General features: G+C 53.6%; 23 protein-coding genes and 1 pseudogene. 11 read left to right on the top strand and 13 right to left on the bottom strand.

Translation table 11 applies throughout. The features are described 5' to 3' along the window. Window positions 1–110 precede the first annotated feature (110 nt). Window positions 111–788 (top strand): ABC transporter ATP-binding protein, encoded by a 678-nt coding sequence (locus SIB79_RS11370; RefSeq protein ID WP_063405334.1) that lies wholly within the window; start codon window positions 111–113, stop codon window positions 786–788. Next, entirely contained in the window at window positions 781–1,557 is a 777-nt protein-coding gene (locus SIB79_RS11365; RefSeq protein WP_063404490.1) for a metal ABC transporter permease, read from the top strand. Before SIB79_RS11370 ends, SIB79_RS11365 begins: the two co-directional genes overlap by 8 nt. A gap of 80 nt (window positions 1,558–1,637) precedes the next feature. Here the strand turns inward: SIB79_RS11365 and SIB79_RS11360 are convergent, their stop codons facing one another. From SIB79_RS11360 to SIB79_RS11340, 5 genes and pseudogenes are all read right to left on the bottom strand, one after another. Next, window positions 1,638–3,725, bottom strand: coding sequence for a 4Fe-4S binding protein (locus SIB79_RS11360; protein WP_063404492.1), 2,088 nt, complete (start codon window positions 3,723–3,725; stop codon window positions 1,638–1,640). 81 nt (window positions 3,726–3,806) lie between these two features. Next, on the bottom strand, window positions 3,807–4,475 hold the full coding sequence (pdxH, locus tag SIB79_RS11355; RefSeq protein WP_063404494.1) for a pyridoxamine 5'-phosphate oxidase: 669 nt from the start codon (window positions 4,473–4,475) through the stop codon (window positions 3,807–3,809). A 201-nt stretch (window positions 4,476–4,676) separates the two neighbouring features. Next, entirely contained in the window at window positions 4,677–5,117 is a 441-nt protein-coding gene (locus SIB79_RS11350) for a pentapeptide repeat-containing protein (protein WP_236072695.1), read from the bottom strand. A 47-nt stretch (window positions 5,118–5,164) separates the two neighbouring features. Continuing rightward, window positions 5,165–5,251: pseudogene (locus SIB79_RS11345) on the bottom strand (hypothetical protein); the annotation flags it as partial. Between the two features lie 98 nt (window positions 5,252–5,349). Beyond that, a complete protein-coding gene (locus SIB79_RS11340) occupies window positions 5,350–5,655 on the bottom strand; it encodes an ArsR/SmtB family transcription factor (protein ID WP_011131561.1) in 306 nt (101 codons plus the stop codon). A 326-nt stretch (window positions 5,656–5,981) separates the two neighbouring features. On the opposite strand from SIB79_RS11340, the gene acsF reads away from it, so the two are divergent. After that, window positions 5,982–7,031 carry a magnesium-protoporphyrin IX monomethyl ester (oxidative) cyclase gene (gene acsF / locus SIB79_RS11335; RefSeq protein WP_063404496.1) on the top strand — a complete coding sequence of 350 codons (1,050 nt, stop codon included), beginning with the start codon at window positions 5,982–5,984 and terminating at the stop codon, window positions 7,029–7,031. Between the two features lie 106 nt (window positions 7,032–7,137). On the opposite strand, the gene SIB79_RS11330 is transcribed toward acsF, so the two are convergent. From SIB79_RS11330 to SIB79_RS11320, 3 genes are all read right to left on the bottom strand, one after another. Then, window positions 7,138–7,503: a 2Fe-2S iron-sulfur cluster-binding protein gene (locus tag SIB79_RS11330; RefSeq protein ID WP_063404498.1), complete on the bottom strand. Its 366-nt coding sequence runs from the start codon at window positions 7,501–7,503 to the stop codon at window positions 7,138–7,140. A 135-nt stretch (window positions 7,504–7,638) separates the two neighbouring features. Then, on the bottom strand, window positions 7,639–7,968 hold the full coding sequence (locus SIB79_RS11325) for a hypothetical protein (RefSeq protein ID WP_063404500.1): 330 nt from the start codon (window positions 7,966–7,968) through the stop codon (window positions 7,639–7,641). Window positions 7,969–8,846: 878 nt separating this feature from the next. Beyond that, window positions 8,847–9,104, bottom strand: coding sequence for a hypothetical protein (locus tag SIB79_RS11320; RefSeq protein WP_063398958.1), 258 nt, complete (start codon window positions 9,102–9,104; stop codon window positions 8,847–8,849). Between the two features lie 58 nt (window positions 9,105–9,162). Here SIB79_RS11320 and SIB79_RS11315 point away from each other — a divergent pair, with 58 nt between their 5' ends. The 5 genes from SIB79_RS11315 to SIB79_RS11295 are packed head-to-tail and all read left to right on the top strand — an operon-like array spanning window position 9,163 to window position 15,046. Next, window positions 9,163–9,612, top strand: coding sequence for a hypothetical protein (locus SIB79_RS11315; protein ID WP_063404506.1), 450 nt, complete (start codon window positions 9,163–9,165; stop codon window positions 9,610–9,612). 60 nt (window positions 9,613–9,672) lie between these two features. Beyond that, on the top strand, window positions 9,673–12,480 hold the full coding sequence (locus tag SIB79_RS11310) for a valine--tRNA ligase (RefSeq protein WP_413681107.1): 2,808 nt from the start codon (window positions 9,673–9,675) through the stop codon (window positions 12,478–12,480). Between the two features lie 4 nt (window positions 12,481–12,484). After that, window positions 12,485–13,462 carry an ATP-binding cassette domain-containing protein gene (locus tag SIB79_RS11305; RefSeq protein WP_063405338.1) on the top strand — a complete coding sequence of 326 codons (978 nt, stop codon included), beginning with the start codon at window positions 12,485–12,487 and terminating at the stop codon, window positions 13,460–13,462. Then, window positions 13,459–14,256, top strand: a complete 798-nt coding sequence (locus tag SIB79_RS11300) for an ABC transporter permease (protein ID WP_063404508.1) — start codon at window positions 13,459–13,461, stop codon at window positions 14,254–14,256. Before SIB79_RS11305 ends, SIB79_RS11300 begins: the two co-directional genes overlap by 4 nt. Window position 14,257: 1 nt before the next feature. Then, the gene (locus SIB79_RS11295; RefSeq protein ID WP_063404510.1) at window positions 14,258–15,046 is read left to right on the top strand and encodes an ABC transporter permease; all 789 of its coding nucleotides are present in this window, start codon (window positions 14,258–14,260) and stop codon (window positions 15,044–15,046) included. Between the two features lie 37 nt (window positions 15,047–15,083). Here SIB79_RS11295 and SIB79_RS11290 read toward each other — a convergent pair whose 3' ends face one another. Together SIB79_RS11290 and SIB79_RS11285 are read right to left on the bottom strand one after the other, a co-directional pair. Beyond that, a complete protein-coding gene (locus SIB79_RS11290) occupies window positions 15,084–15,896 on the bottom strand; it encodes a BBE domain-containing protein (RefSeq protein WP_063404512.1) in 813 nt (270 codons plus the stop codon). A gap of 33 nt (window positions 15,897–15,929) precedes the next feature. Further along, window positions 15,930–16,784 (bottom strand): FAD-binding protein, encoded by an 855-nt coding sequence (locus SIB79_RS11285; RefSeq protein WP_063404514.1) that lies wholly within the window; start codon window positions 16,782–16,784, stop codon window positions 15,930–15,932. 25 nt (window positions 16,785–16,809) lie between these two features. Here SIB79_RS11285 and SIB79_RS11280 point away from each other — a divergent pair, with 25 nt between their 5' ends. Beyond that, window positions 16,810–17,466, top strand: coding sequence for a TVP38/TMEM64 family protein (locus SIB79_RS11280; protein ID WP_236072729.1), 657 nt, complete (start codon window positions 16,810–16,812; stop codon window positions 17,464–17,466). Here the strand turns inward: SIB79_RS11280 and SIB79_RS11275 are convergent. The 3 genes from SIB79_RS11275 to SIB79_RS11265 are packed head-to-tail and all read right to left on the bottom strand — an operon-like array spanning window position 17,442 to window position 20,195. After that, the gene (locus SIB79_RS11275) at window positions 17,442–17,621 is read right to left on the bottom strand and encodes a hypothetical protein (RefSeq protein ID WP_011131549.1); all 180 of its coding nucleotides are present in this window, start codon (window positions 17,619–17,621) and stop codon (window positions 17,442–17,444) included. The genes SIB79_RS11280 and SIB79_RS11275 overlap by 25 nt on opposite strands. Window positions 17,622–17,660: 39 nt before the next feature. Further along, complete coding sequence (gene ligA, locus SIB79_RS11270) at window positions 17,661–19,751, bottom strand: NAD-dependent DNA ligase LigA (RefSeq protein WP_063404516.1); 2,091 nt, start codon at window positions 19,749–19,751, stop codon at window positions 17,661–17,663. Between the two features lie 24 nt (window positions 19,752–19,775). After that, a complete protein-coding gene (locus SIB79_RS11265) occupies window positions 19,776–20,195 on the bottom strand; it encodes a hypothetical protein (RefSeq protein WP_063396619.1) in 420 nt (139 codons plus the stop codon). 121 nt (window positions 20,196–20,316) lie between these two features. On the opposite strand from SIB79_RS11265, the gene SIB79_RS11260 reads away from it, so the two are divergent. Continuing rightward, window positions 20,317–20,865, top strand: a complete 549-nt coding sequence (locus tag SIB79_RS11260; protein ID WP_011131546.1) for a SprT family zinc-dependent metalloprotease — start codon at window positions 20,317–20,319, stop codon at window positions 20,863–20,865. Window positions 20,866–20,970: 105 nt separating this feature from the next. Continuing rightward, complete coding sequence (locus SIB79_RS11255; RefSeq protein ID WP_063404518.1) at window positions 20,971–21,492, top strand: hypothetical protein; 522 nt, start codon at window positions 20,971–20,973, stop codon at window positions 21,490–21,492. Window position 21,493: the final 1 nt, after the last annotated feature.

The raw sequence follows: 21,493 nt of genomic DNA, 5'->3' as shown, positions 1-21,493 counted from the left end.
TGAGAATGATTCCCATTTTTATGACCAGGCGGGGTTCTGTGCGTTCTCTTGTTTCAGTTCCAAGACAGGACCAAGGTCTTCATCAGTTGGGTGTTGGCATTGCATCGGCGATGCCGAGCCTCAGTGTTCGAGGTGTCTCCTATGACTACGACAACTGCCCTGCCATTAAGAGTGTTGATCTCGACCTTCACCCTGGGACGCTCACAGCCCTCGTCGGTCCTAATGGTGCTGGTAAGTCCACCCTGCTTCATTTGATTCAGGGTTGCCTTAGAGCGAATCAGGGCACGATTGAAAGCAACGGCAGTATTGCTTTGATGCCACAACGGGCGTCGATCGACTGGTCGTTTCCGATCACGGTGACGCAGATGGTGGAGTTGGGAAGATTGCGTACGCGCAATCGAGGGCAGCAGCTTTCTGCGCAGCAGCTACTCAATCAGGTTGGGCTGAATGGTCTCGGTGCTCGACGGCTCGACCGGCTGTCAGGAGGCCAGCAGCAGCGGGTGCTGCTGGCACGGGCACTGATGCAGCAGACCAGCATCTTGCTGCTCGATGAACCTTGCAGCGCCATCGACCCGCCGACGCGTGAACACCTACTCACAGTGATGCGCCAGCAAGCAGAATCGGGACAAACCCTACTCGTGAGTAGCCATGATTGGGGCAGTGCCCTCGACAGTTATGACCGAGTGGTGGTGCTCGACGGCACGGTGCTTGCCTTTGGCACACCCGAGGAAGTTCGCCAGAACCTCACCGACATGACTTGCATGATGGGCAGTCACTGCTGTGGATGACTTTGGCGTTTGGTGGCTAACGCCACTGATCCTGGCTCTGATGGTTGGGCTGATCTGCCCGACGACTGGTGCTCTGCTGATTACTCAGCGACGCATCCTTTTAGCCAATCTGATGGCCCATTCGGTCTTGCCAGGGCTGGTGCTTGCGCTGGCATTCGAGCTGGATCCCCTAATCGGTGGTTTGCTGAGCGGTCTGCTGGGTGCGTTGCTGGCAGAACAGCTCAACCATCGCTTCAAAGGCCGGGAGGAGGGCGCAATGAACACCGTGCTGGCGGGTTTCACTGCCCTGGGGGTGCTGCTGGTGCCCCTGTTGCAAGCGCGAATCGATCTGGAAGCCCTTCTTTTTGGAGACATGCTTGCTGGCAACGGTAGCGATGTGATCCGGACGCTGATCGCTGCCGCTGCCTTGCTGCTGCTGTTGCTCAGTCGTTATCAGGATCTTGTGTTTCTCGGTGTGGATCAGGAGGGAGCGATCGCGGCGCGACGACCGGTCATGCAGATCCGTTTCATCACGATTCTGATCACCGCTTTGGTCGTGATCAGCGCAATCACTGCCGTTGGTGTTGTGCTTGTGATTGCCCTGCTTTGCGCTCCTGTGCTGGTGAATCTTGATCGCAGCGAGAGTCTGCGCGTCTTGATGCTGCGCTCTGCTGGCACTGGTGTGCTGCTGAGTAGTGGCGGATTAATGCTGGCGATTTTGCTGGATCTGCCGCCGGGGCCTTTGATTGGGGTGCTTTGTCTGGTGTTGTTGTGTTTTTGGCGCCGTTGACCAAGGTTCAGATTGACATCGGTACTGATGGCAAAAGTTTTTCTGAGCTGCCATCCCCTCGCTAAGAGGGATTCTCCTTTCTAGATGTGCACGACCCAACGGCTAGCCAGCGCCAAGACCAACAATGCTCCGCTAGCTGTTAGCCAGGGTTGTCGCTGGCGGCTGATTAGACGCCGAAGTAACACCACACAACCAAGCCAACCAACCGCAATTGCCAAGCTTTGGCAGAAGCCAATCACGTTGGGATCGGCGCTCCATTGAGGCCAACCAATCGGCAACACAGTGCCGGCCTCTGCCATGCCAATCGGTAGATGACGCGCCAAGAGCACGCTCCAAAACAGTGGCAAGGCGGTATACAGCCAGCGACGCTCCACCCACAGACCTGCAGCTGCTGGCAGGCTTAGCGCTAGTGCAGCAAACACCAGCCGCGCTAAAAGGGGCCCCTCCTGGAGAGACTCTGGAGCCAGGGGCAACCAGCCCAGTAGTCGTTGCCAATGATGCAGGGTGATTCCACCTGCCAATACCAAGATCAATCCCTTCTCGCCTTTTGGACCATGCATGCTGCGTTGCAGATCTGCGGCTGGAGGCCGCAGTCGCAATTGCACGGAGTGGTGCGGGCATGCTTGGGCGCAGGTCAGACAAAGGACACAGTTGCGGTTGTCGCTGAGATGGGCTGGATGGGTGCCCAGGGGGCAACCTTCGCTCGCCATACCTTCGCCTTCAGCAGGACCTCCTTTGAAACAGGCGTAGGACGTGCAACTCCCTGAGCACGTGCCCGATTGCGCACGTAATTCGAGGATCGAAAGCTTTGCGAATAGGCCATTCATGCCGCCAACTGGGCAGAGATAGCGGCACCAGAATCGCTTTTCGAAGACCAGTGAACACAGCACAGCTCCTGAGGTAATCAGTAGCAAGAGGTAACTGCTGAGTCGGGCGGTTTCTTCTAGGTTCCAGACCTCTTCCCAGATCAGGATCGCTGCGAACCCTATCGCCAAAACTGGTGCGCCCCAACTGTCGTGATCGCCATGGGGCCAGAGTCTTGGTTGCAACCAACCAGTAGGTAAACCCAAGGTTGAGATCAATGTTGCGAGAGCCTTTTTGCTGTTCAGAGCAATTTCGCCCCAGACCATGAATGGACAGACTGCACACCAAAGTCGCCCAACTAGCGTGTAAGTCAGCAGGATCAGAGGCCACCACCAGGCCCAGAAAAATTTGAGCATGTTGTTATGTGCCCTGTCTTGTGGGCCAAACCACAGCCACAGGTTCACGAGCACGAAGATCCAGCTCACCAGCCCAAAAAGCAAGCCGTTCCAGAGTTGGGGTGAGCGCATCAACTGACGTAGTTGAGGTTTCCAGCGCCAGATCTCAAAGCGCAGGTTGGGTTCCCGGCTGTTCACCCAGAACACGTCTTCCGGCAAAGCTGCGGGTAGGACCATGGTGATTGCAGCGCTTGCTTGCTCAGCCGCGGCCTGGCTGCGGGCTTGTTGCAGGGCCCGTTCCACCACGCTGTCCAATTCGCGGATGTTGTTCGGGAAATCGTGGCTTTGCAGTCGCCTGACAATTGCTTCGGGCAACTCGGGAGGGCGACTCCAGCCCAGACTGGGTCTGCGCTGGCGCAGGCTGTAACGGAGCCAATCGCCCAGATCGGATCGTCGCACTCTTAAGGGTGGCACTCTGATCTGAGTTGCTATCCCCTCTAGCTCTTTGAGGCTTGATTCGGCAGTCAACAAGATCCGCCCCGAGAAGGCAGGGTGGACTTCAGTGGCAAGGGCAATCAGACGTGCTTGCAGTTGAGGCTCTGCAAGATCAATGCAGTCGATCAGAAGGTTGCCATTCCCTAGGCAATCGAGCAGAGACAGTTCATGAGAGCCTTCTCTGCTAAAAAGTTCAACGCCTTGGCCTCGTATGTTGCTGGCATCGAAGCGCATCAAAAGAAGGCGTCGATCGGCATAGCCGAAGTGCACCAGTCTGGCGATGTTGTCTTTTTCTAAGCCTGGTTCACCACTGATTAAGACTGGCTTGCGCTCTGGATCATTGGCTGCTTGGCGAATGGATTCCCGTAACTTGCAGGCATAACGGCTGCCTCCCACGACGCCGCGGCGTGGGCGACCGATTAGGTAGGGAGCCATCCGCATCATGCATTGATGGCTGGGGGTGGTGGACTCCATACCGATCAGACACGACGGGCATCCAACTCATCCAAGCTGACAGCAAGCCATTGCGGCTCAAGCTCATCTTGACCAATTAATTCATGGGGCTAAGCGCTCGATGCGCCAGGTTTGCGCATGGTTGCTGTCTTGTTGGGGTCGGTAGCGAAATCGATCGTTTAGCCGGTTCTCGCGTCCCTGCCAGAATTCGAATTCAGTCGGAGCCACCCGAAAGCCACCCCAGAACTCAGGGAGGGGTACTTCACCATTGGCGAAGCGACGATTCATTTCTTGCCATTTCATTTCCAGGATCTGGCGCGAGCTGATCACTTGGCTTTGCTGCGATACCCAGACCCCAAGGCGACTCCCGAAGGGCCTTGAGTTGAAATAGGCCTGAGATTCAGCTCTGCTGATGCGCTCAGCAGGGCCCATGATTGCGACTTGCCGCTCAAGGTCATACCAGGGAAAGAGCAGGCTCACATTCGGATGCGCAGAAATGTCTTGGGCTTTTCGGCTGCCGTAATTGGTGAAGAACACAAATCCGCGCTTGTCAAAGGCTTTGAGCAGCACTGTGCGGCTACTGGGGCGCTTGCCATCAAAGGTGCTGAGCACCATGGCTGTGGACTCTTGCAGATTAGCTGCGATGGCTTGCTGAAGCCAGCGACGGAATTGCTCGACTGGATCGGCATCTAGGTCGACACTGCGCAGGCTTGCTCTTTGGTAATTCCGCCTAATCGCTGCAATGTCTTGATCAGGGGAGGGTGCACCCATGGGAGCGATGGGGTTAAGAGGATTCTTAGCCAATGCCGCTTGGGCCCGCCGCTTGATGTTCTATCTGTTTAGCAGGGTGTATTACTGCTGAGGCTTAGTCCTTTCAGTAGCGGTTTTGAAAGATCTGCATTGGCAGGCCTAATGAAGATCAGCATCAGCGCCTTGCCATGGGCTTAGCAATGGATTGATTGGTTTTGAGTTTTAAGGTTTTAGGCCTTTGGGTAGCAGGGCTCCCTCAAGGCGGGCGCCCTCCAGCTGGGCTCCTTCTAGCTTGCTGTTTCTCAGATCGCATCCACGTAGGTCCGCTTCGCGTAGATCGGCCTCGCTAAAGGATGTGCCGTAGAGGCAGCAGCCAAGCAGGTTGGCTCCGTGCAGATTGGCTCTTTGTAGCAGGGCATAACTAAGGTCTGCGTTGTTGAAATCTGCTTTGCCTAGGTCAGTGAGTTGATCGAGTCCTGAACGGAAATCTGCCTCGACTAGCCGGGTGTGATGCCATCTGCTGCTGGCAGCAATCACGCCTCTTAAGCAACAGCGATGCATGACAGCCTCGCTGAAGTCTGCTTTTTGCATACGGGATCCGGAGAGGTCAGCTTCGTGCCAAAACGATTGCTGAGCTTGAAGATTGGAAAGATCTGCCCCCATAGCAAGGCTTCTTGAAAGCAGCAGCCCTGGACGTTGGCATTGCTTAGCTGGGCATGACCAAAGCGGGCTTCTTTGAAACAGCTGCCGGTCAGTTCGCAGCTTGAGAGATCGAGATCAAGATCAAGACCATTCACCTGACTGAGCTGAAGCCCTGGAAAAAAACGCGTGCCATCAGCAAGGGCTTGTCGTAATTGGCCGAGGTTTTGTGGGCCCAGAGAAGGAAGCTCCTCGATCAGATGATGGAGGAGAGCTCGTCGAGCTGTTGGCGGCGGGCGGTCATGATCAGTTTTTGCGCCTGGCTAATCAGTTTGAACACAGCCTTGTCCATTACCTCGTAGTACACAAGGGATCCTTCGGGGCGGCGATGCACCACTCCAGCGATGGTCAGCAGCTTCAGGTGTTTCGATACCAGGGCCTGGCTTAGGTCAGTTTTTTCAACTACGGCGGTTACGTTGAGAGGCCCGCTCCTGAGTGCCTCAAGAACTGCCAGGCGATTGGGCTCTGAGAACACTTTGAAGTATTCGGCGAGGAGCTCCATATCAACAACTTGTATAAAACAGAATCAACTTAGCGTCACCTACTGAGCCTTGATAAGGTATATTAACATGATAGCGATATATTAGTTTTAGCGTCCTTGCTGGATTGCTGTCTGGGCCGAAGCCCTGCAGGCTTGTAGTTACAGGATTGCTGATCAGCCTTGAGGCCTCTAGATCTTGCGGGTTCTTGGGCGCGATTGGCTGTATCGAGGCTGTTTTTTGTTCCTGTTCTGTGATTTGGATGCGTGGTGGGCTTTTCGATTACTTAAGGAAAAGTGCGATTTTTAAAGCAAAGGCCTTATGATCACGTGCCAGTTAGAGCAAGGTGATGACGGCCACTACTGCTACTGCCCCTACCATGAGAGGAGAAGGGAGGAATGAACTACCGCCACACCTTGATGACAACCTCCTGACTCCGCGTTTTTACACCACAGAATTCGATAAGGCAGCCAAAACTGATCTTGACATCGCCCGCAAAGATTTTGAGGCGATGTTTAAAGAGATGGAAGCAGACTACAACCTGAAACATTTTGATCGCAAGGCTTCTCTAGAGCGCCTTTCTGAACTCTCTCCTGAGGACAAGGCTATTTATGAGAGCTATTTGGTTCGCTCTGTTGTCTCAGAGTTTTCTGGATTTTTACTCTTTAAGGAGATCTCAAATAGATTCAAGAAAGCAGGTCGTCAGGAATTGGGGCAGTTTTTTACATTTTTAGCAAGGGATGAAGCTCGTCATGCAGGTTTTCTTGGTAGGGCTTTAAAGGCAGAAGGAATTAATGTTGATTTGCCAAACTTAGGCAACAAAAGAGCGGCCACATTTTTTCCGCTCAGCTGGGTGCTCTACTCCTTATATCTTTCTGAGAAGATTGGCTATTGGCGCTATATCTTGATTAACCGTCACTTAAATGATAATCCAGATAAGGCATGTGCGCCTTTGTTTGACTTTTTTGAGCCATGGTGTCAGGACGAAAATCGTCATGGTGATTGCATCAATCTGATGATGCGTTGCTGGCCAGGAATGACCAAAGGCTTCCGAGGCAAACTGCTAAGCCGCTTTTTCCTTTGGAGTGTTTTTCTTACTCACACACTCACTGTTTGCGAGCGGGGTGATTTCTATGGGCTTTTAGGTATCGACCCTGTTCTTTTTGATGAGGAGGTGATCATTCAAACCAATAACACCTCTCGCAATGCATTCCCTTGGGTTTACAACTTCGATGATGGCAAATTCCTTGAGATGCGTGTGCAGATCTTGAAGGCATTTCGTCATTGGAGGGAAAGCTCTGGCTTAGCTAAGCCGGTAGCTCTTAGTAAGTTTGTTTCATTGATTCTTAGGCAGTTCGCATTGCCAATGCAGAAAACAAATGCAGTTCGCTATGGATAAATTCTTCTGCTGATCTTGTGCTGAAGAAGACTTGATGAAATCCTTAGAGTTTTCTTCAGCGTACAACACAAGTTATATTTCTGCAGGCTTTGTTGCTTGAGTTTGTTTATAGATCAAAAGGGCTGCCTGCTTTAGATTTAATGCTGCCCAAATCTTTGCCGAACTGCATTTCGTAGACCTCATCCTCATCCTGAGTCTCAACTTCTAGATCTCCAGTTGCTCTTGCCACGCAAAGCAGCCCATATCCTTTGCCGCGCATTTCTTTTGAAAGGCCAATACCAGCCGTTTGATCCATCTCGCCAGATAAAATTCTTACGGCGCATGTTGTGCAACAGCCATTTCTGCATGAAAAAGGCAGCTGCTCTCCACGTGACTCGAAAGAGCGCAGAATATATTCCCCATCTGGCACATCAAAAGTAATTGTGCGGCCTGCTTGGCGGTGGTGGATTGTGATCTTGTGAAGGGATGTCATATGAGTAGCAAGAATGTGAAAGTGTTTTTTCAATATAGTAAGGATAGGTATTTTTTTAATTCTTCGCTAGTAGATGTGTTTGTAGTGTTGGCTTGGTGTTGATTGATCACCCGTATTGACTGCCAGTGCAATTATTTATTGAATACTAAGATCCCTATTTGTTGGTGCCGGTGGTAATGAACTTGCATATTCATGTAATTGATCAACATCTAGTTGAATGCTGCAACTCTCACCACCAAAGCGCATTTTCAGCCAATTGATTGCTGTGAGTTCGTTGGCAACCACTGCTTCCACTCCTGTTCCAGGCAGATTGAATTTCTGAACCAGTTCAGGAGAAAGATACCAAAAAGCTACATCGTCGCCATTGCGCTTCCGACGTTCGCGAATTGTTTCTCGTAATTGCCCATTGCCGGTCAGTTGGCCGGTAGGGGCCAAGAGTACGTAGAGAGCTTGGGTCTCTGACATGGTGAAAAGTGCTTAGAGAAATCCTTTAAATCAATCTTATACGCCAAGTTGTTTTGTCTTTGCAGGATGGAGCTCAGCCTTTAGTGGCAATGCTAGGGCGGTGCTTTGATTGTTTTATAGGTTTGCGCCTTTGCCTTCTCCAGTTTGGTTGTGTGCTCTACGTGGCTGATTGTTCAAGACGATTGCACTGATATTGCGCTTGAACGGAATCTGAAGCCATCAATCACACTGTTTTCAGTTTGTTAGTCGACCCCGTTAGCTCTACTTGCTAAGAGCAGCACCGCCAGGCAATGTCTTCACGCTGCCTACTTTTTCGCTCAAAATATTGAGGATTGATGCGGTTTGTTGTTGGGCCATTGTTCCTTTTTGCAAGAGTTGTTTTAGTTCTTGCCTAAACGTGGGTGATTGTGGCGGGTTTGCCAATCTTGGAAATCGCTCTGAGTTTTGTAGATGAGCTGTGATCACTGAGCGAACACCTCCCAACGATCCTTGCGATTGCTTGCGACCAGGCCGTTGTATCAGTCTTGATTGGGCCTGCTTCGTTGCTGGACACTATTCCTAGAGCTCAAGTTTTGAGATCTGGTTTTTGAAAAGCTTCTCCTGAGATGTCCCCTTTGCTCTCAATCGAGTGCGTCCAGTGTGTTCAGCCAGCCGATGCTGCCATACCTGAATGGTCCTGATCGAATGTGCTGACCTTGCTAGCTTCGTTGCCTTAACTTTGCCCATCTCATCATCTGCTCTATGGAGGTGCCAGCAAGTGCCATGTCTGCTTGGGGGATCTGGCATCCAGCGGAACCATGCCTCATCGATCAGTGAAGAAGATCTAACGAATGCTTCCTAGGAAGCTCATGAGCAGCTCAGGGGATCAGCGATCAAGTTTAGTCTTCTGGGAAAAGCAGGTTGGCGAGTTCTTCTGCATCAACGTCATAGACGCGCGCCAGGCTGGTTTCAATGGCGCTGGTCACGTCTCCTGGAAGAAAGCGCATCGCATTGAGCGCATCTTCAGAGATCTCATCAGTGAGCAGCTGATCCTCAGATTCGAGCTTTTCATCATTGATCACGGCCAATACCCACGTGATGTAGGCATCCACCAAATTCGAAAATTCGAGTTCGGGATCGTTCAGATCCAGGGTCATGGGCCCTGCCGGATTAGACACCTCATCAGTCTGCCTGCTGGAGGAGAGGATGTCTGCCATGGACGATTCCCAAGCAGTTCTGTTTCAGGGCAAATTGGTTGATTTTGCTTTGGCTGAGCTGGTGCGGCAGCACCGGGATAGCTTTCAGCCCCTCTGGACGGTGGATAGTTGGGCCAAGTTGCTGATCTGGATGGCGCTCAACTGTGGGTTGTCGGGAGAGCGCGAGAGCCTTGAGTTATTTGCCGAGGCTCTGGGCCCAAGGTTGACGGGTCGCTTGCGCGGGTTGTTTTACGAACGAACCTTGGAGGATCTCGAATTGCAGCTGATGGCTGATCCAGCTGAGCCCCAAGTGCTGGTGATGCCTATAGCACCTGGGGCCGTAGTGACACCCCAGCAGGCTTCCAGGGCATTGGATCAGGTGGGGTTGCTGGAAAGGGTTGATTCCGACCGCAGTCGCTGGCAAAGGCTTGATGCGCTAGTCGCTATTCCTTGGAAAGTTTCTCAGTGATGCGGGTGATGGTTTCGAGCCGTCATGGATGCGCCGCGGCCTTTTGCGAGCATGGTTCGAATGCCGTCCACTTCCATCGTGACTGAGCTGAGCGCCGCAGACCCAGCCTTTGTTCAGGCGGCTGATGCCCTTGCTAAGACCTATGACCCAGCTGGTACGGAGAGTCGCTGGCAGTGCGCATGGGAGGAGAGTGGTGCTTTTCACCCTGACCCACAGGCTGCAGGCGAGCCTTTTTCGGTGGTGATCCCCCCCCCAAACGTGACCGGCAGTTTGCATATGGGGCATGCCTTCAATACGGCTCTGATCGACACAATCGTGCGTTTTCAGCGCTTGCAAGGAAAAAATGTGCTCTGTCTGCCTGGGACCGATCACGCATCGATTGCTGTGCAGACCATTCTTGAAAAGCAGCTCAAGGCTGAAGCGATCAGTCGTTATGACTTAGGCCGGGAGGCCTTTCTTGAACGTGCCTGGGCCTGGAAGGAGGAAAGCGGTGGGCGGATTGTTGATCAGCTTCGCCGCTTGGGTTACTCGGTTGACTGGCAGCGTCAGCGCTTCACTTTGGATGAAGGTCTCAGTGCGGCTGTTCGTGAAGCTTTTGTTCGGTTACATGAGCAGGGCTTGATCTATCGAGGTGAGTACCTCGTGAATTGGTGCCCGGCTTCCGGATCGGCAGTGAGCGATTTGGAGGTTGAGATGAAGGAAGTCGATGGTCATTTGTGGCACTTGCGCTATCCCCTAACGGGTGGCCCAGCCGCTGATGGCACTACTCATCTTGAAGTGGCCACAACTCGCCCTGAAACCATGCTTGGCGATGTGGCTGTTGCGGTGAATCCGGCCGACGAGCGTTATCGCCATTTGGTGGGTCAAACCCTCACATTGCCCCTGCTGGGGCGAGAGATTCCCGTGATTGCTGATGATCATGTGGATCAGGATTTTGGGACTGGTTGCGTCAAGGTGACACCCGCCCATGACCCCAACGATTTTGCGATTGGACGGCGGCACGACTTGCCTCAGATCACGGTGATGAACAAAAACGGAAGCATGAATGGTCATGCCGGCCGTTTTGAGGGGCTGGATCGCTTTGAGGCCCGCAAGGCAGTGGTGGCGGCCTTGCAGGAGGAGGGCCTATTGGTGAAAGTGGAGCCCCATCGCCATAGCGTTCCTTATTCCGACCGGGGCAAGGTGCCGGTGGAGCCTTTGCTTTCCACTCAGTGGTTCGTGCGTATGGAACCTCTAGCGGCCCGTTGCCATGAGTGTTTGGATCATGGAGCACCTCGCTTCGTACCCAATCGTTGGCAAAAGGTCTATCGCGATTGGCTCACTGAGATTCGTGATTGGTGCATCAGCCGGCAGCTGTGGTGGGGCCATCGCATTCCTGCCTGGTTTGTTGTCAGTGAGACTGACGATCAGTTGACCGATGCCACTCCTTATCTGGTGGCTCGCTCGGAGGAGGAGGCATGGCAGCAGGCTCGTGATCAGTTTGGAGAGGCTGTGGTCATCCAGCAGGATGAAGATGTTCTTGATACCTGGTTTTCCAGTGGTCTTTGGCCCTTCTCCACCATGGGCTGGCCTGATCAAGAGAGTGCAGACCTTGAATGTTGGTATCCCACCAGCACTTTGGTCACAGGGTTCGACATCATCTTTTTCTGGGTGGCGAGGATGACGATGATGGCTGGTGCTTTCACCGGTCACATGCCGTTCGCAGACGTCTATATCCATGGCTTGGTGCGGGATGAGCAGAATCGCAAGATGAGCAAAAGCGCCGGCAATGGTATTGACCCGTTGTTGCTAATCGAGCGTTATGGCACCGATGCTTTGCGCTTTGCTCTGGTGCGTGAAGTTGCCGGAGCTGGTCAAGACATCCGCTTGGATTACGACCGTAAGAGCGACACCTCCGCGACAGTGGAGGCGGCCCGGAACTTCGCTAATAAGCTCTGGAATGCCACTCGTTTTGCCCTGATGAATCTGGGTGGAGAGACGCCGGCGTCGCTTGGTGAGCCTGATCCTGCGAGCTTGCAGCTCGCGGATCGTTGGATTCTTTCTCGCCTAGCTCGCATGAATCGCGATGTTGCTGAGCGCTACGACAGTTATCGCCTTGGTGAGGCGGCTAAATGCCTTTATGAGTTCGCTTGGAACGATATTTGCGACTGGTATTTAGAGCTGAGTAAACGACGGCTACATCCGGGTGAAGATGCCAGTGGTGAAGTTCTGGCCGATCAGTGCACAGCTCGTCAGGTTTTGGCCAAGGTGCTTGCTGATCTATTGGTGATGCTTCACCCATTAATGCCTCACTTGAGCGAGGAACTTTGGCATGGGTTAACTGGTGCGCCCAAAGATACTTTTCTGGCTTTGCAAAGCTGGCCAGCAAGCAACAAATCATCTCTTGATGACGCTCTTGAGCTGTCGTTTACTGAGCTGATTGAGGCCATCCGGGTGGTGCGTAACTTGCGTGCAGTTGCTGGTCTGAAGCCAGCTCAAACAGTGCCGGTTCAATTCATTACAGGCCGCCCTGAGCTGGCGGCTTTGTTAGAGCAGGCGACTGCGGATATCACAGCTCTCACGCGTGCTGAGAGCGTGGTGGTGGCGACCAGTGCTGATCTGACGCAGCGCTGCTTAGCCGGTGTTAGTGGGGAGTTGCAAGTGCTGTTGCCCATCGATGGATTGGTGGATCTGGATGCCCTTAGGGGTCGCTTGGAGAAGGATTTAGCTAAGGCAGAGAAAGAGATTGCTGGTCTGGCGGGTCGCTTGGCCAATCCGAATTTCGCAATCAAAGCTCCGCCGAACGTCGTTGAGGAATGCCAATCCAACCTTGCTGAGGCTGAGGCTCAGGCTGAGCTTGCGCGTCAGCGGTTGTCCGATTTGGGCTGATGTGGTGATTGAGGTAGAGCAGCTCAGTAAGACCTATCAAGTCGCGGATAAGAGTCCTGGTTTTGTTGGCACGCTCAACCATTTTTTTCGCCGCAAGACTCATGATGTTCAAGCGGTTCGTGATGTGAGCTTCAGCATCCAGCCAGGGGAAATGGTGGGCTTCCTTGGTGCCAACGGTGCGGGAAAAACCACCACCTTGAAAATGCTTTGCGGCTTAATTCATCCCAGCGCAGGAAGGGTGCATGTCGCTGGTTATGTACCTCAGCGACGTCAGGCTGCTTTTCTCAAGCAGATCACTTTGGTGATGGGTCAGAAGCAGCAGCTGATCTGGGACTTGCCGCCACTCGATTCGCTCTCGGTCAATGCTGCGGTCTATGGCATTGGAGAGAAGGAGGCCCGATACCGCATTAATGAGTTGGCGGAGATGTTGGAGATCGCAGAAGAGCTCACCCGCCCGGTGCGTAAGTTGTCCCTTGGACAGCGCATGAAGGCTGAGTTATTAGCGGCCCTATTGCATCGTCCCTCGGTGCTTTTTCTTGATGAACCGACCCTTGGCTTGGATGTGAATGCTCAGGCGAGGGTGCGTAGTTTCCTGGCCGAGTACAACCGTCAAACGGGCGCAACGGTGTTGCTGACAAGTCACTACATGGCCGACATCACTGCTTTGTGTTCGAGGGTGTTATTGATTCATCAAGGAGAGCTCATTCACGATGGTGGCCTTGATGCATTAGCCACGAGCCTGTCTCCCTTCCGTCAGGTTCGTCTTGAGCTCAATCGGTCAGCTTCCCCGGAAGACTTCGTCGGTTATGGCGAGTTGGAAGCACTGGATGATCGAGCCGTGCGTCTTCTGGTTTCACGCAGTGAGCTCACTGAGGTTGTGGCACGTCTGCTGGCCAATTTTGATGTTTTGGATCTTGAAGTTAATGATCCACCGATCGATGAATTGATTGGCAGCCTGTTCCGTAAGGGGAGGGTTGTATGAAGATTGCTGGCCTCTCTTGGCCGGTGGTGAGGGCCTTGTTGGCTTCTCAGCACGCCAACATGGTTCAGTATCGCGCTGAGATTGCTCTTTGGGCTCTCTCGGGTGTGCTGCCTTTCATCATGTTGAGCCTTTGGAGTCAAAGTGACGCTGGAGCGTCATTTGGCTTCAAGGGGGTGGGCTTGGCCCGTTATTACCTCAGCGTCTTCATGGTGCGTCAGTTTTCAGTGGTCTGGGTGGTTTTTGCCTTTGAGGAGGATGCCTTGCTCGGGCGTTTATCTCCCTTTTTGCTCCAGCCTCTGCATCCACTTTGGCGTTATGTGGCTGCTCATGTGGCTGAACGAGTCACTCGTTTTCCTTTTTCTATTGGCATTGCAGCCATTTTTTTCTTGCTTTATCCAACGTCTTTTTGGTTACCGTCGCTTGGCCAGTTTTTGTTGGCTTGTCTGGCCATCTTGCTGGCTTTTAGTATCAATTTTTTGCTACAGAGTTTGATTGCCGCACTCTGTTTTTGGAGTGAGAAGGCTAGTGCTTTAGAGCGCTTGCTGTTGATTCCATATCTCTATTGCTCTGGTTGGTTGGTCCCTATTGCTGCCTTCCCAGATGCGGCGCGAACGGTTTGTTTCTGGACACCGTTTCCCTATCTGATTGATTTTCCGGCACGGGTTCTGGCGGGTTTGCCTGTTGATTTTGTTGCTGGCTTTGCGGCTCAGTTGTTTTGGTTGATTCTGTTGCTGCCGTTGGTGGTAATTGCTTGGCGCGCTGGGGTGCGTCGCTATACAGCGATGGGAGCTTGAGATGGGGCGCTACTTGCTCAGCTTGAAGCGTTTTTGGGGCACGGCATTGGCTGGGCAGTTGGAGTATCAGGCCAACATGCTGATCGATTTGCTGGCCATGGTCGGCAGTTTGGCTGGCAGCATCTTTGTGCTGTCTGTGTTCTTTGGACAGGGGCGAGATCTGGGTGGTTGGAGTTGGGAAGCTGCCCTTGTGGTTCAGGGCATTTACACCTTTTTGGATGGTGTTTCCAGCACCTGGCTACGACCAAACCTCGGTGAGATTGTCACCCACGTGCGTGAGGGCACTTTGGATTTTGTGCTGTTGAAGCCGATCGACAGCCAGTTTTGGGTCTCGCTACGCATCATGGCGCCGGCGGGCCTTCCGGAAATGGGGTTGGGGTTGGTTTTGATCGTCTGGGCTGCATCCCGGGCAGGCGCATCTTTCAGCCTTGGCACAGTATTGGGCGCTGTTTTGATGCTTTGTGTAGGCGGTGTGATTCTCTATGCCCTGTGGTTTGTGATTGCTGCCACGAGCATCTGGTTCGTGAAGACCTGGAATGCCACTGAAGTGCTACGGGCCGTGCTGGCTTCCGGTCGGTTCCCAGTGAGTGCTTATCCACCGACTCTGCGCTTGGTGTTCACGTTGGTGTTACCGGTTGCTTTTTTGACCACGGTTCCAGCAGAGGTCATTCTTGGTCGTGCGGCCATGCCGATGTTGGCTTTGGGAATGTTTTTGGCTGTGATTTTTTTTGTTGGAAGCCGGGCTTTTTGGTTGTTCGCTTTGCGCTATTACACATCTGCTTCGAGTTGATGTGTCTTGCCGGTGGGCATTGGTTTGAGGCTTGGATTTAGGTGTCGCTTCCGACCCCATGGTGTACTCGGAAAAGATTGGTTGGGTCGTAACGTCGCTTGATACGCAGAAGGCGCTCGTAGTTCGGGCCCCAGAACTCCTGCTTCCAGTTTGGTTCGAAGAAATTCCCTTCATTCGCGCCGCCAGGGGTGGCGGCGCGAATGAAGGCCATGGCACGATCCACATCCTGTTGTTGCTTGAGGCTTTCTCTTGGGTTTGGCTGATGGCCGCTGATGCTCGGGTAGCGGTATTGCGTCCTATTTGCGAGTGTGACGTAGCCGGCATCATTGAGTACAGCCGGGTTCATTGACGTTTGTCGCTGACGGGATTCAGCTTCCGGAGAGATTCCAGCTAGGCCTTTGCTGGTCTGGAACAGTAAGAAACTGGTGCGGCTTGCGCTTACGAATGCTTTCGCTAATCGGTGTAGTGATTCGCCTTCTAGAGCACTCATGGGTACACCTCGGCCCTGGTCGCCACCCCAGTAAGCACCTACTTCATTTTGGTTTCCTTTCCACCAGAATTGTCCTGATGGTGCCCCATCTAGGCGATTCCAATGCACAGTATCTGCTTGAGGTCGCCATTTGTTCTCAAACGGCACGGCATGGAAATTGACTTGAACGTCGAAGGCATGTGGTTTGCTTTTCAATTGCTTTAGTAAGGGTGTCCAGATGGCTTCAGCTTCGTTGGCCTCGAGGTCGATAAATGACGTCATGATCTGTAGACGTCTTTGGCCTGGCTCAATCACGACACCTTCTCCCCAGTTGGGATTGATCAGGACCTTTTGAACCAGTTCTAGGTAATTCGTCAGCAACTCTTCAAGGGCGCCATCGTCGCTTGCTTCTATCTAGCCGGAGATCCAGCCATCGAGTCGAGGTATCGGATGGGCGAGCAAAGTTTGGCTGACTACGACTCCGTAGGTGCCACCACCTCCACCTTTTAGGGCCCAGCAGAGGTCTGGTTCTTGGAAGGCGTTGACGTTACGCAACTGACCATCGGCGGTTACGACCTCCATTTGCAGCACACCGGCGGCTCCACTGCCAAAGCGTTTGGAGTAGCTACCAAAGCCACCTCCTTGGCTAAAGCCTCCACATGCTCCTACGGTTGTGCACCCTCCGCCCTGCACATAGAGCCCGGCGGCAGTTGCTGCTTGATAGGCGTGGAGCCAGGCATTGCCAGCGCTGACGGTGAGGGCAGTGACTGGTGGCTGAGAAGCAGGAGCACCTTCTGGGGTGAAGCTTTGATGTGTTGTGATTGCGTTGAGGTCATGGGTCCAGATCAGCAGGGAGTTTGGCGGTCCGCTCGAGCGTCCGAAGTAATCGCCACCCATGCCTTTAATCACTAAGCGCAAGTTGTGGAGTCGGGCCACATCTACAGCAGTGGCAACGTCTGCTTTGCTGCCAACACGCACAGCGTTATGACTGGCTTGGGCAGTCCAGGCGCCCACCATGCCGGTTGATTGAGTGCCACCAGCTTGGCTGCTCAGTGCCCAGGGATTTTTGAGTTCCACGGGGACTGGGGTTTTCGCTAGTAGGTTTGCCCAGGGAAGTTTGGGCCTGATCAGACGAGTGCCGAGGCGTCGTTGTAACTCCTTGATGGCTGCTGTTGTGTTTGTAGCTTTGGCTTGTCGCCAAAGTGCTGGTAGGCCTAGGGCGGAGAGAGTGGCCAACGAGGCTTGCTGCAGAAGTTTGCGCCGACGCATCGCCAACTCAGCATGAATCTTGAGTATGAGAGGTATTGGTGTTGCATGCAGATTGCTTGTGTTGATTGATCCAGGGACTTGGTTGGAGTCTTGGCTGCCTTTCTTGCAGACACCTATTGGTGCAGTTCTATTTGTGCCTCTCTATGCAGTTTGGGTCACCTTGTTGCTGCCAGGGGTCTGGGCCTCGATGCTTGCAGGTGCGCTCTTCGGGACTGGGTTAGGAAGTTTGCTGGTGTTTGTCGGCGCCTGCCTGGGTGCAGAGGCATCCTTTCTGCTTGGACGTTACTGGCTAAGGAATTGGGCTCGACGTCGCTTGGCAGTTGTGCCAAAACTGCAGGCTGTTGAGAAGGCCGTGAGTCGTGAGGGGCTCAAGTTGGTGCTCTTAACCCGCCTGTCTCCGGCGTTCCCTTTTAGTGTGCTCAACCTGGCATATGGCCTCAGTGAGGTGAGCCTGCGGGACTATTCGATCGGTTTGATCGGCATTCTTCCCGGCACTGTTTTGTTTTGTGGTTTTGGTGCACTGGCTGGAGATGTGGCGCGATTTGGCGATGTCCTCTCTGGCCAGGCTGACCCGGCCACCTGGACTCTCAGGATTGTTGGGGTGTTGGCCACGGTTGTGGTGGTATGGCTGGTAGGCCTTGCAGCCAAGCGAGCTCTTCAGGATTCCGAGCCATCCAGTTGATCTGGGTTGTCTAGCTGCCAGTCTTTTAGGGCGGCAAAGAACACGAACCAGCTCAGCCGGAGGCGTGCAAGCACCCCAGTGCGTTGAGCCAGATCTGCATATTTGGCACGTCCGCAGGCTGTTTTGATCCAGGTGTTGATGTTGGCTTGGCTCATGCTCTTATGCAGTGATTCAAAGCCTAGGGATGGAGAACTTCAGCTGGCCAAAAGTTTGAGCAGCTCCTCCTGGTTAAGGACCGTGACTTCAAGTTTCTCGGCCTTGTTCAGCTTGCTGCCCGCTTCAACTCCAGCCACCACATAACTGGTGTTTTTGCTGACAGAGCTATTGACTTTGCCACCGGCGGCTTCGATCAGGGCTTGGGCTTCGCTGCGGCTCAGGGTTGGCAGAGTGCCTGTTAATACAAAGGTTTGGCCCTCCAAGCTGACCGTTCTTTGGTTTTGATCTGTGTCGTGAGCGAGCTCGTCTTCATTGGCTTCCAGGGAGATGCCTAGCTGTTTCAACTTGGCCAGAAGCTGTTGATTGGCGGGGGTGGCAAACCATTGTTGTAGTGACTGCGCAATTTCGTTGCCGACTCCGAACACTGACGTGATTTGTTCGGGTGCCTTGCAGGCGGCGTTGGCCAGTGTGGCGGCGCTGGGGAACTTTTTAGCTAGGGCTTTAGCGTTGACTTCGCCGACGTGGTGGATGCCTAGGCCGTAGAGCTGCTTATGCCAGGGCTTGCTTTTGGAGGCTTGCAGGGCGGTTATCAGGTTTGCTGTTGATTTACTGCCCATACGATCCATGCTTGCCAGAAGGCTTGCCTCGAGGGCATAGAGGTCAGCAATCGATTGCACTAGACCGCGATTTACCAGCTGTTCGATCAGCTTGCTGCCGAGGCCATCTACATCCAGAGCTCCTTTGCTGACCCAGTGACGTAGTGTTCCGCGCAGGATCGCTGGGCAGCTGCTGTTGACACAGCGTGTTACTGCTTCGTCTTCTTCCCGCACTAGGTCTGATCGGCATTCCGGACAGATATGAGGCAGCTTGAGTGTCTGTGCTCCTGCAGGTCGTAGTTCTCTCAACACACCTATCACTTCCGGGATGATTTCGCCGGCCTTGCGCACCACGATGGTGTCGCCGCTATGGAGATCGAGCTCGCTGACCCGATTGGCGTTGTGCAGTGTGGCGCGGCTCACACTTGTACCCGCTAGTGGTATTGCTTCGAATTCAGCCACAGGTGTTACGGCGCCTGTGCGTCCCACCTGGCAGGTGAGTCTTAGCAATTTGCTTGGGGCTTCTTCAGCGGCGTATTTGAGTGCAATCGCCCAACGTGGGGCCTTTTGAGTAAAGCCTGCGGTTTCTTGTAGTTGTAAGTCGTTGAGCTTTACGACTACTCCGTCGGTGGCGTATGGAAGTTGATGGCGATCCTCATCCCAGAGCTTGAAGAAGTTTTCTACCGCAGTTAAATCCGCAAGCAACGCGGTGTTTGGATTCACTTTGAAGCCGATGGCCTGGAGCCATTGCAATGCTGCCCATTGGTTCATGGGTCTGGCTGGATCATGAGCTTTCGCTTGCCAGTTGTCTGGTAGATGCAGGGTGTAGGCAAAGAAGTCCAGCTGACGTGAGGCCACCACCTTGGGATCTAGTTGACGCAACGTGCCGGCACAGGCATTGCGGGGGTTGGCAAAGGCTACGTCGCCCCGTTTTCCTCGGGCAGTGTTGATGTCTGCAAAGGTGCTATTCGGGATAAACGCTTCTCCTCGCACTTCCAGCCAGGCTGGAGGATGCACGAGTTGTAATCGCAGCGGAATGGAGGCAATGGTGCGGACGTTGGCTGTGATCTCCTCTCCATTAGCGCCATCACCGCGGGTGGCTGCGCGTATGAGTACGCCGTGTTCGTAGCTGAGGGCTAGCGCGTTGCCATCGATTTTCAGTTCGCCCACCATCGATAGATCAGGTTGAGGCGTTTTAGGGTTGGTTTGATGACCAAGCAGCTTGGCGAGTCGGACGTACCAGCCCGTTAGTTCGTCAACATTGAAAGCATTGTCGAGGCTGAGTAATGGGATGCGATGCTGAACACTTGCAAAGCCTTGAGCAGGGGCTCCACCAATCCTTTGGGTGGGGCTGTCTGGGGTGAGTAGCGATGAATCTTTAGCTTCTAGGTTCAGTAGCTCGCGATAGAGGCGGTCGTAGACGGCATCCTCCATCGTTGGTGTATCAAGTACGTAGTAAGAGTGGGCGGCCTGATTGAGTAGTTGGCGTAGTTCGGCTGCCCGCTCTGGGGGTGTTATCGACGTCGGGGTCACCGCAGCTGTCTTAAGAACGATTGGTCATGAATTGAGGGGCACAATGCGATCGACTCGCCATGAATCGTCAATCTTGCTGAATGTGAAATCCATTTTTAATTCATCTTTGCCATCAGATTTGAGTTTGATAGTGAGGATGACCTGACCTTCTTGGAGCCTAGGTCGACCGGATTTGAGGTTGCGATATCGGTTGAGTTTCAGACTGGCCAGGAAGCGGATGAATTGTTGTCTGTTGACGTGCTGCCGATAGGTCTTGGTGGTGAGTAGGTAGGCAGCATCAATCCGACCTGCCGCGACCTGAGTGAAGAACTGCTTGACCAAGGGGTTGATGCCCCTTGCACTGAAGACCAGCCTGACGGCCGTGATGGTCCAGTAGAGCAGTAGGGCTCCAGCGCCAGCTAGTAGGGCTTTGGTCCCAATGTCCCGTGCCAGGGCTAGATCCATCATCTTGATGCAATTGACAAGAGAGTCTGACTGACCGACTTCAGAAATATGGCTCTTCAGCGATTGTGTGAAGTGGGCAGACTGTCAAAGCTTGATTTAAGGGCCTACCCCACGCGCATTAATGCCTCTGGTGCCTCTGCTGCCGCTGTTTCATCGCTTCAATAGGGAATATTTCAATGGCGCCCTAGCGATTGGATCTCAGCCTCTTCTGTCTGTGCGGTGGAGTGATGGTCGATTGCGCAAGACAGCAGGTTTTTATCGTCGTGGCTTAAGGGTTGACGGCCGCAACAGCTGCGAGATTGTTCTTTCTCGTCCGTTGCTGGAGCTTCTGCCTCAGACCGCCACTGAAAGCACTCTTTGCCACGAAATGATCCATGCCTGGATTGATCTTGTACTGCAGGTTAAGGAGAGTCATGGCCCCAACTTTCATGCCCGGATGGCCGCCATTAACGCTGCCCAGAACCAGTTTCAGGTGAGTGTGCGCCATCAGTTTCCCGTGCCTCAAACGCCGCCGCGCTGGTGGGCGGTTTGCCCTCGCTGTGGTCTTCGTTCTCCTTATCAGCGACGTGTTCATCGCGCTGCTTGTCGGCAATGTTGCGACCGTCACTATGGGGGTAGCTGGCATGCCAGCTGTGTGTTCGTCTATGAACCTGCGTTACCGGAGGCCTGAGTGGACATGTTTTTCTGGGTGCTTCAGGTCAGTGGGGTCTCGATTGCCCTAATCGGTTGGCAACGGGAGCAGTGGTTGCACCGGCGGCGCCGGTAACGTCGATTCATGGATACACGTCGTCAACGTCGCCAAAGGTCCAGGGATCCCTTGGATCGACGTTTGGATCAGTGGCTTGAGACAGGTCGTCAGTTGGTTGATGGTGTGGCCGGCACCCGCCCTGGACAGCGTGGATCTGGTCGTACAGACCGTCGTTCCGCTGCGAGCTTGGGAACGGTTGGTCGCTGGGTGGGTGACAAGCTTGAATGGTTGTTGGAAGAGGAAGAGGACGATGGTTGGTTGGAGCCTTGGCAGTCTGAGCCTCAGTCCACTGAAATGCGAGTGAAGCGACCACTGGAAGCGATCTCTCGCCGTGTTCCCCCTTTGATTCAACCTGCGTCTTCTCGCAGTGAGGTTGTGCCTCATGAGGATGACTGGCCCGATGAGTCCACCTTCCAGGTTGATCGTTGGCAGCGTCGCCCATCAGAGCGGCTTAATCCTGAGGCCGTTTCAAACCGAAGCGCATCAGAATCATTGAAGCGACCGCTGGAGCGGAGACCTTTGCCGCGTTCCAGTCGTCGGCGAGATTGAG

Origin of the sequence: Prochlorococcus sp. MIT 1342 (assembly GCF_047304495.1) — a bacterium.
GTDB classification, from domain to species: Bacteria; Cyanobacteriota; Cyanobacteriia; order PCC-6307; family Cyanobiaceae; genus Prochlorococcus; species Prochlorococcus marinus_D.
The sequence above is the reverse complement of the archived record's forward strand: the minus strand, read 5'-3'. Positions and strand labels throughout refer to the sequence as shown.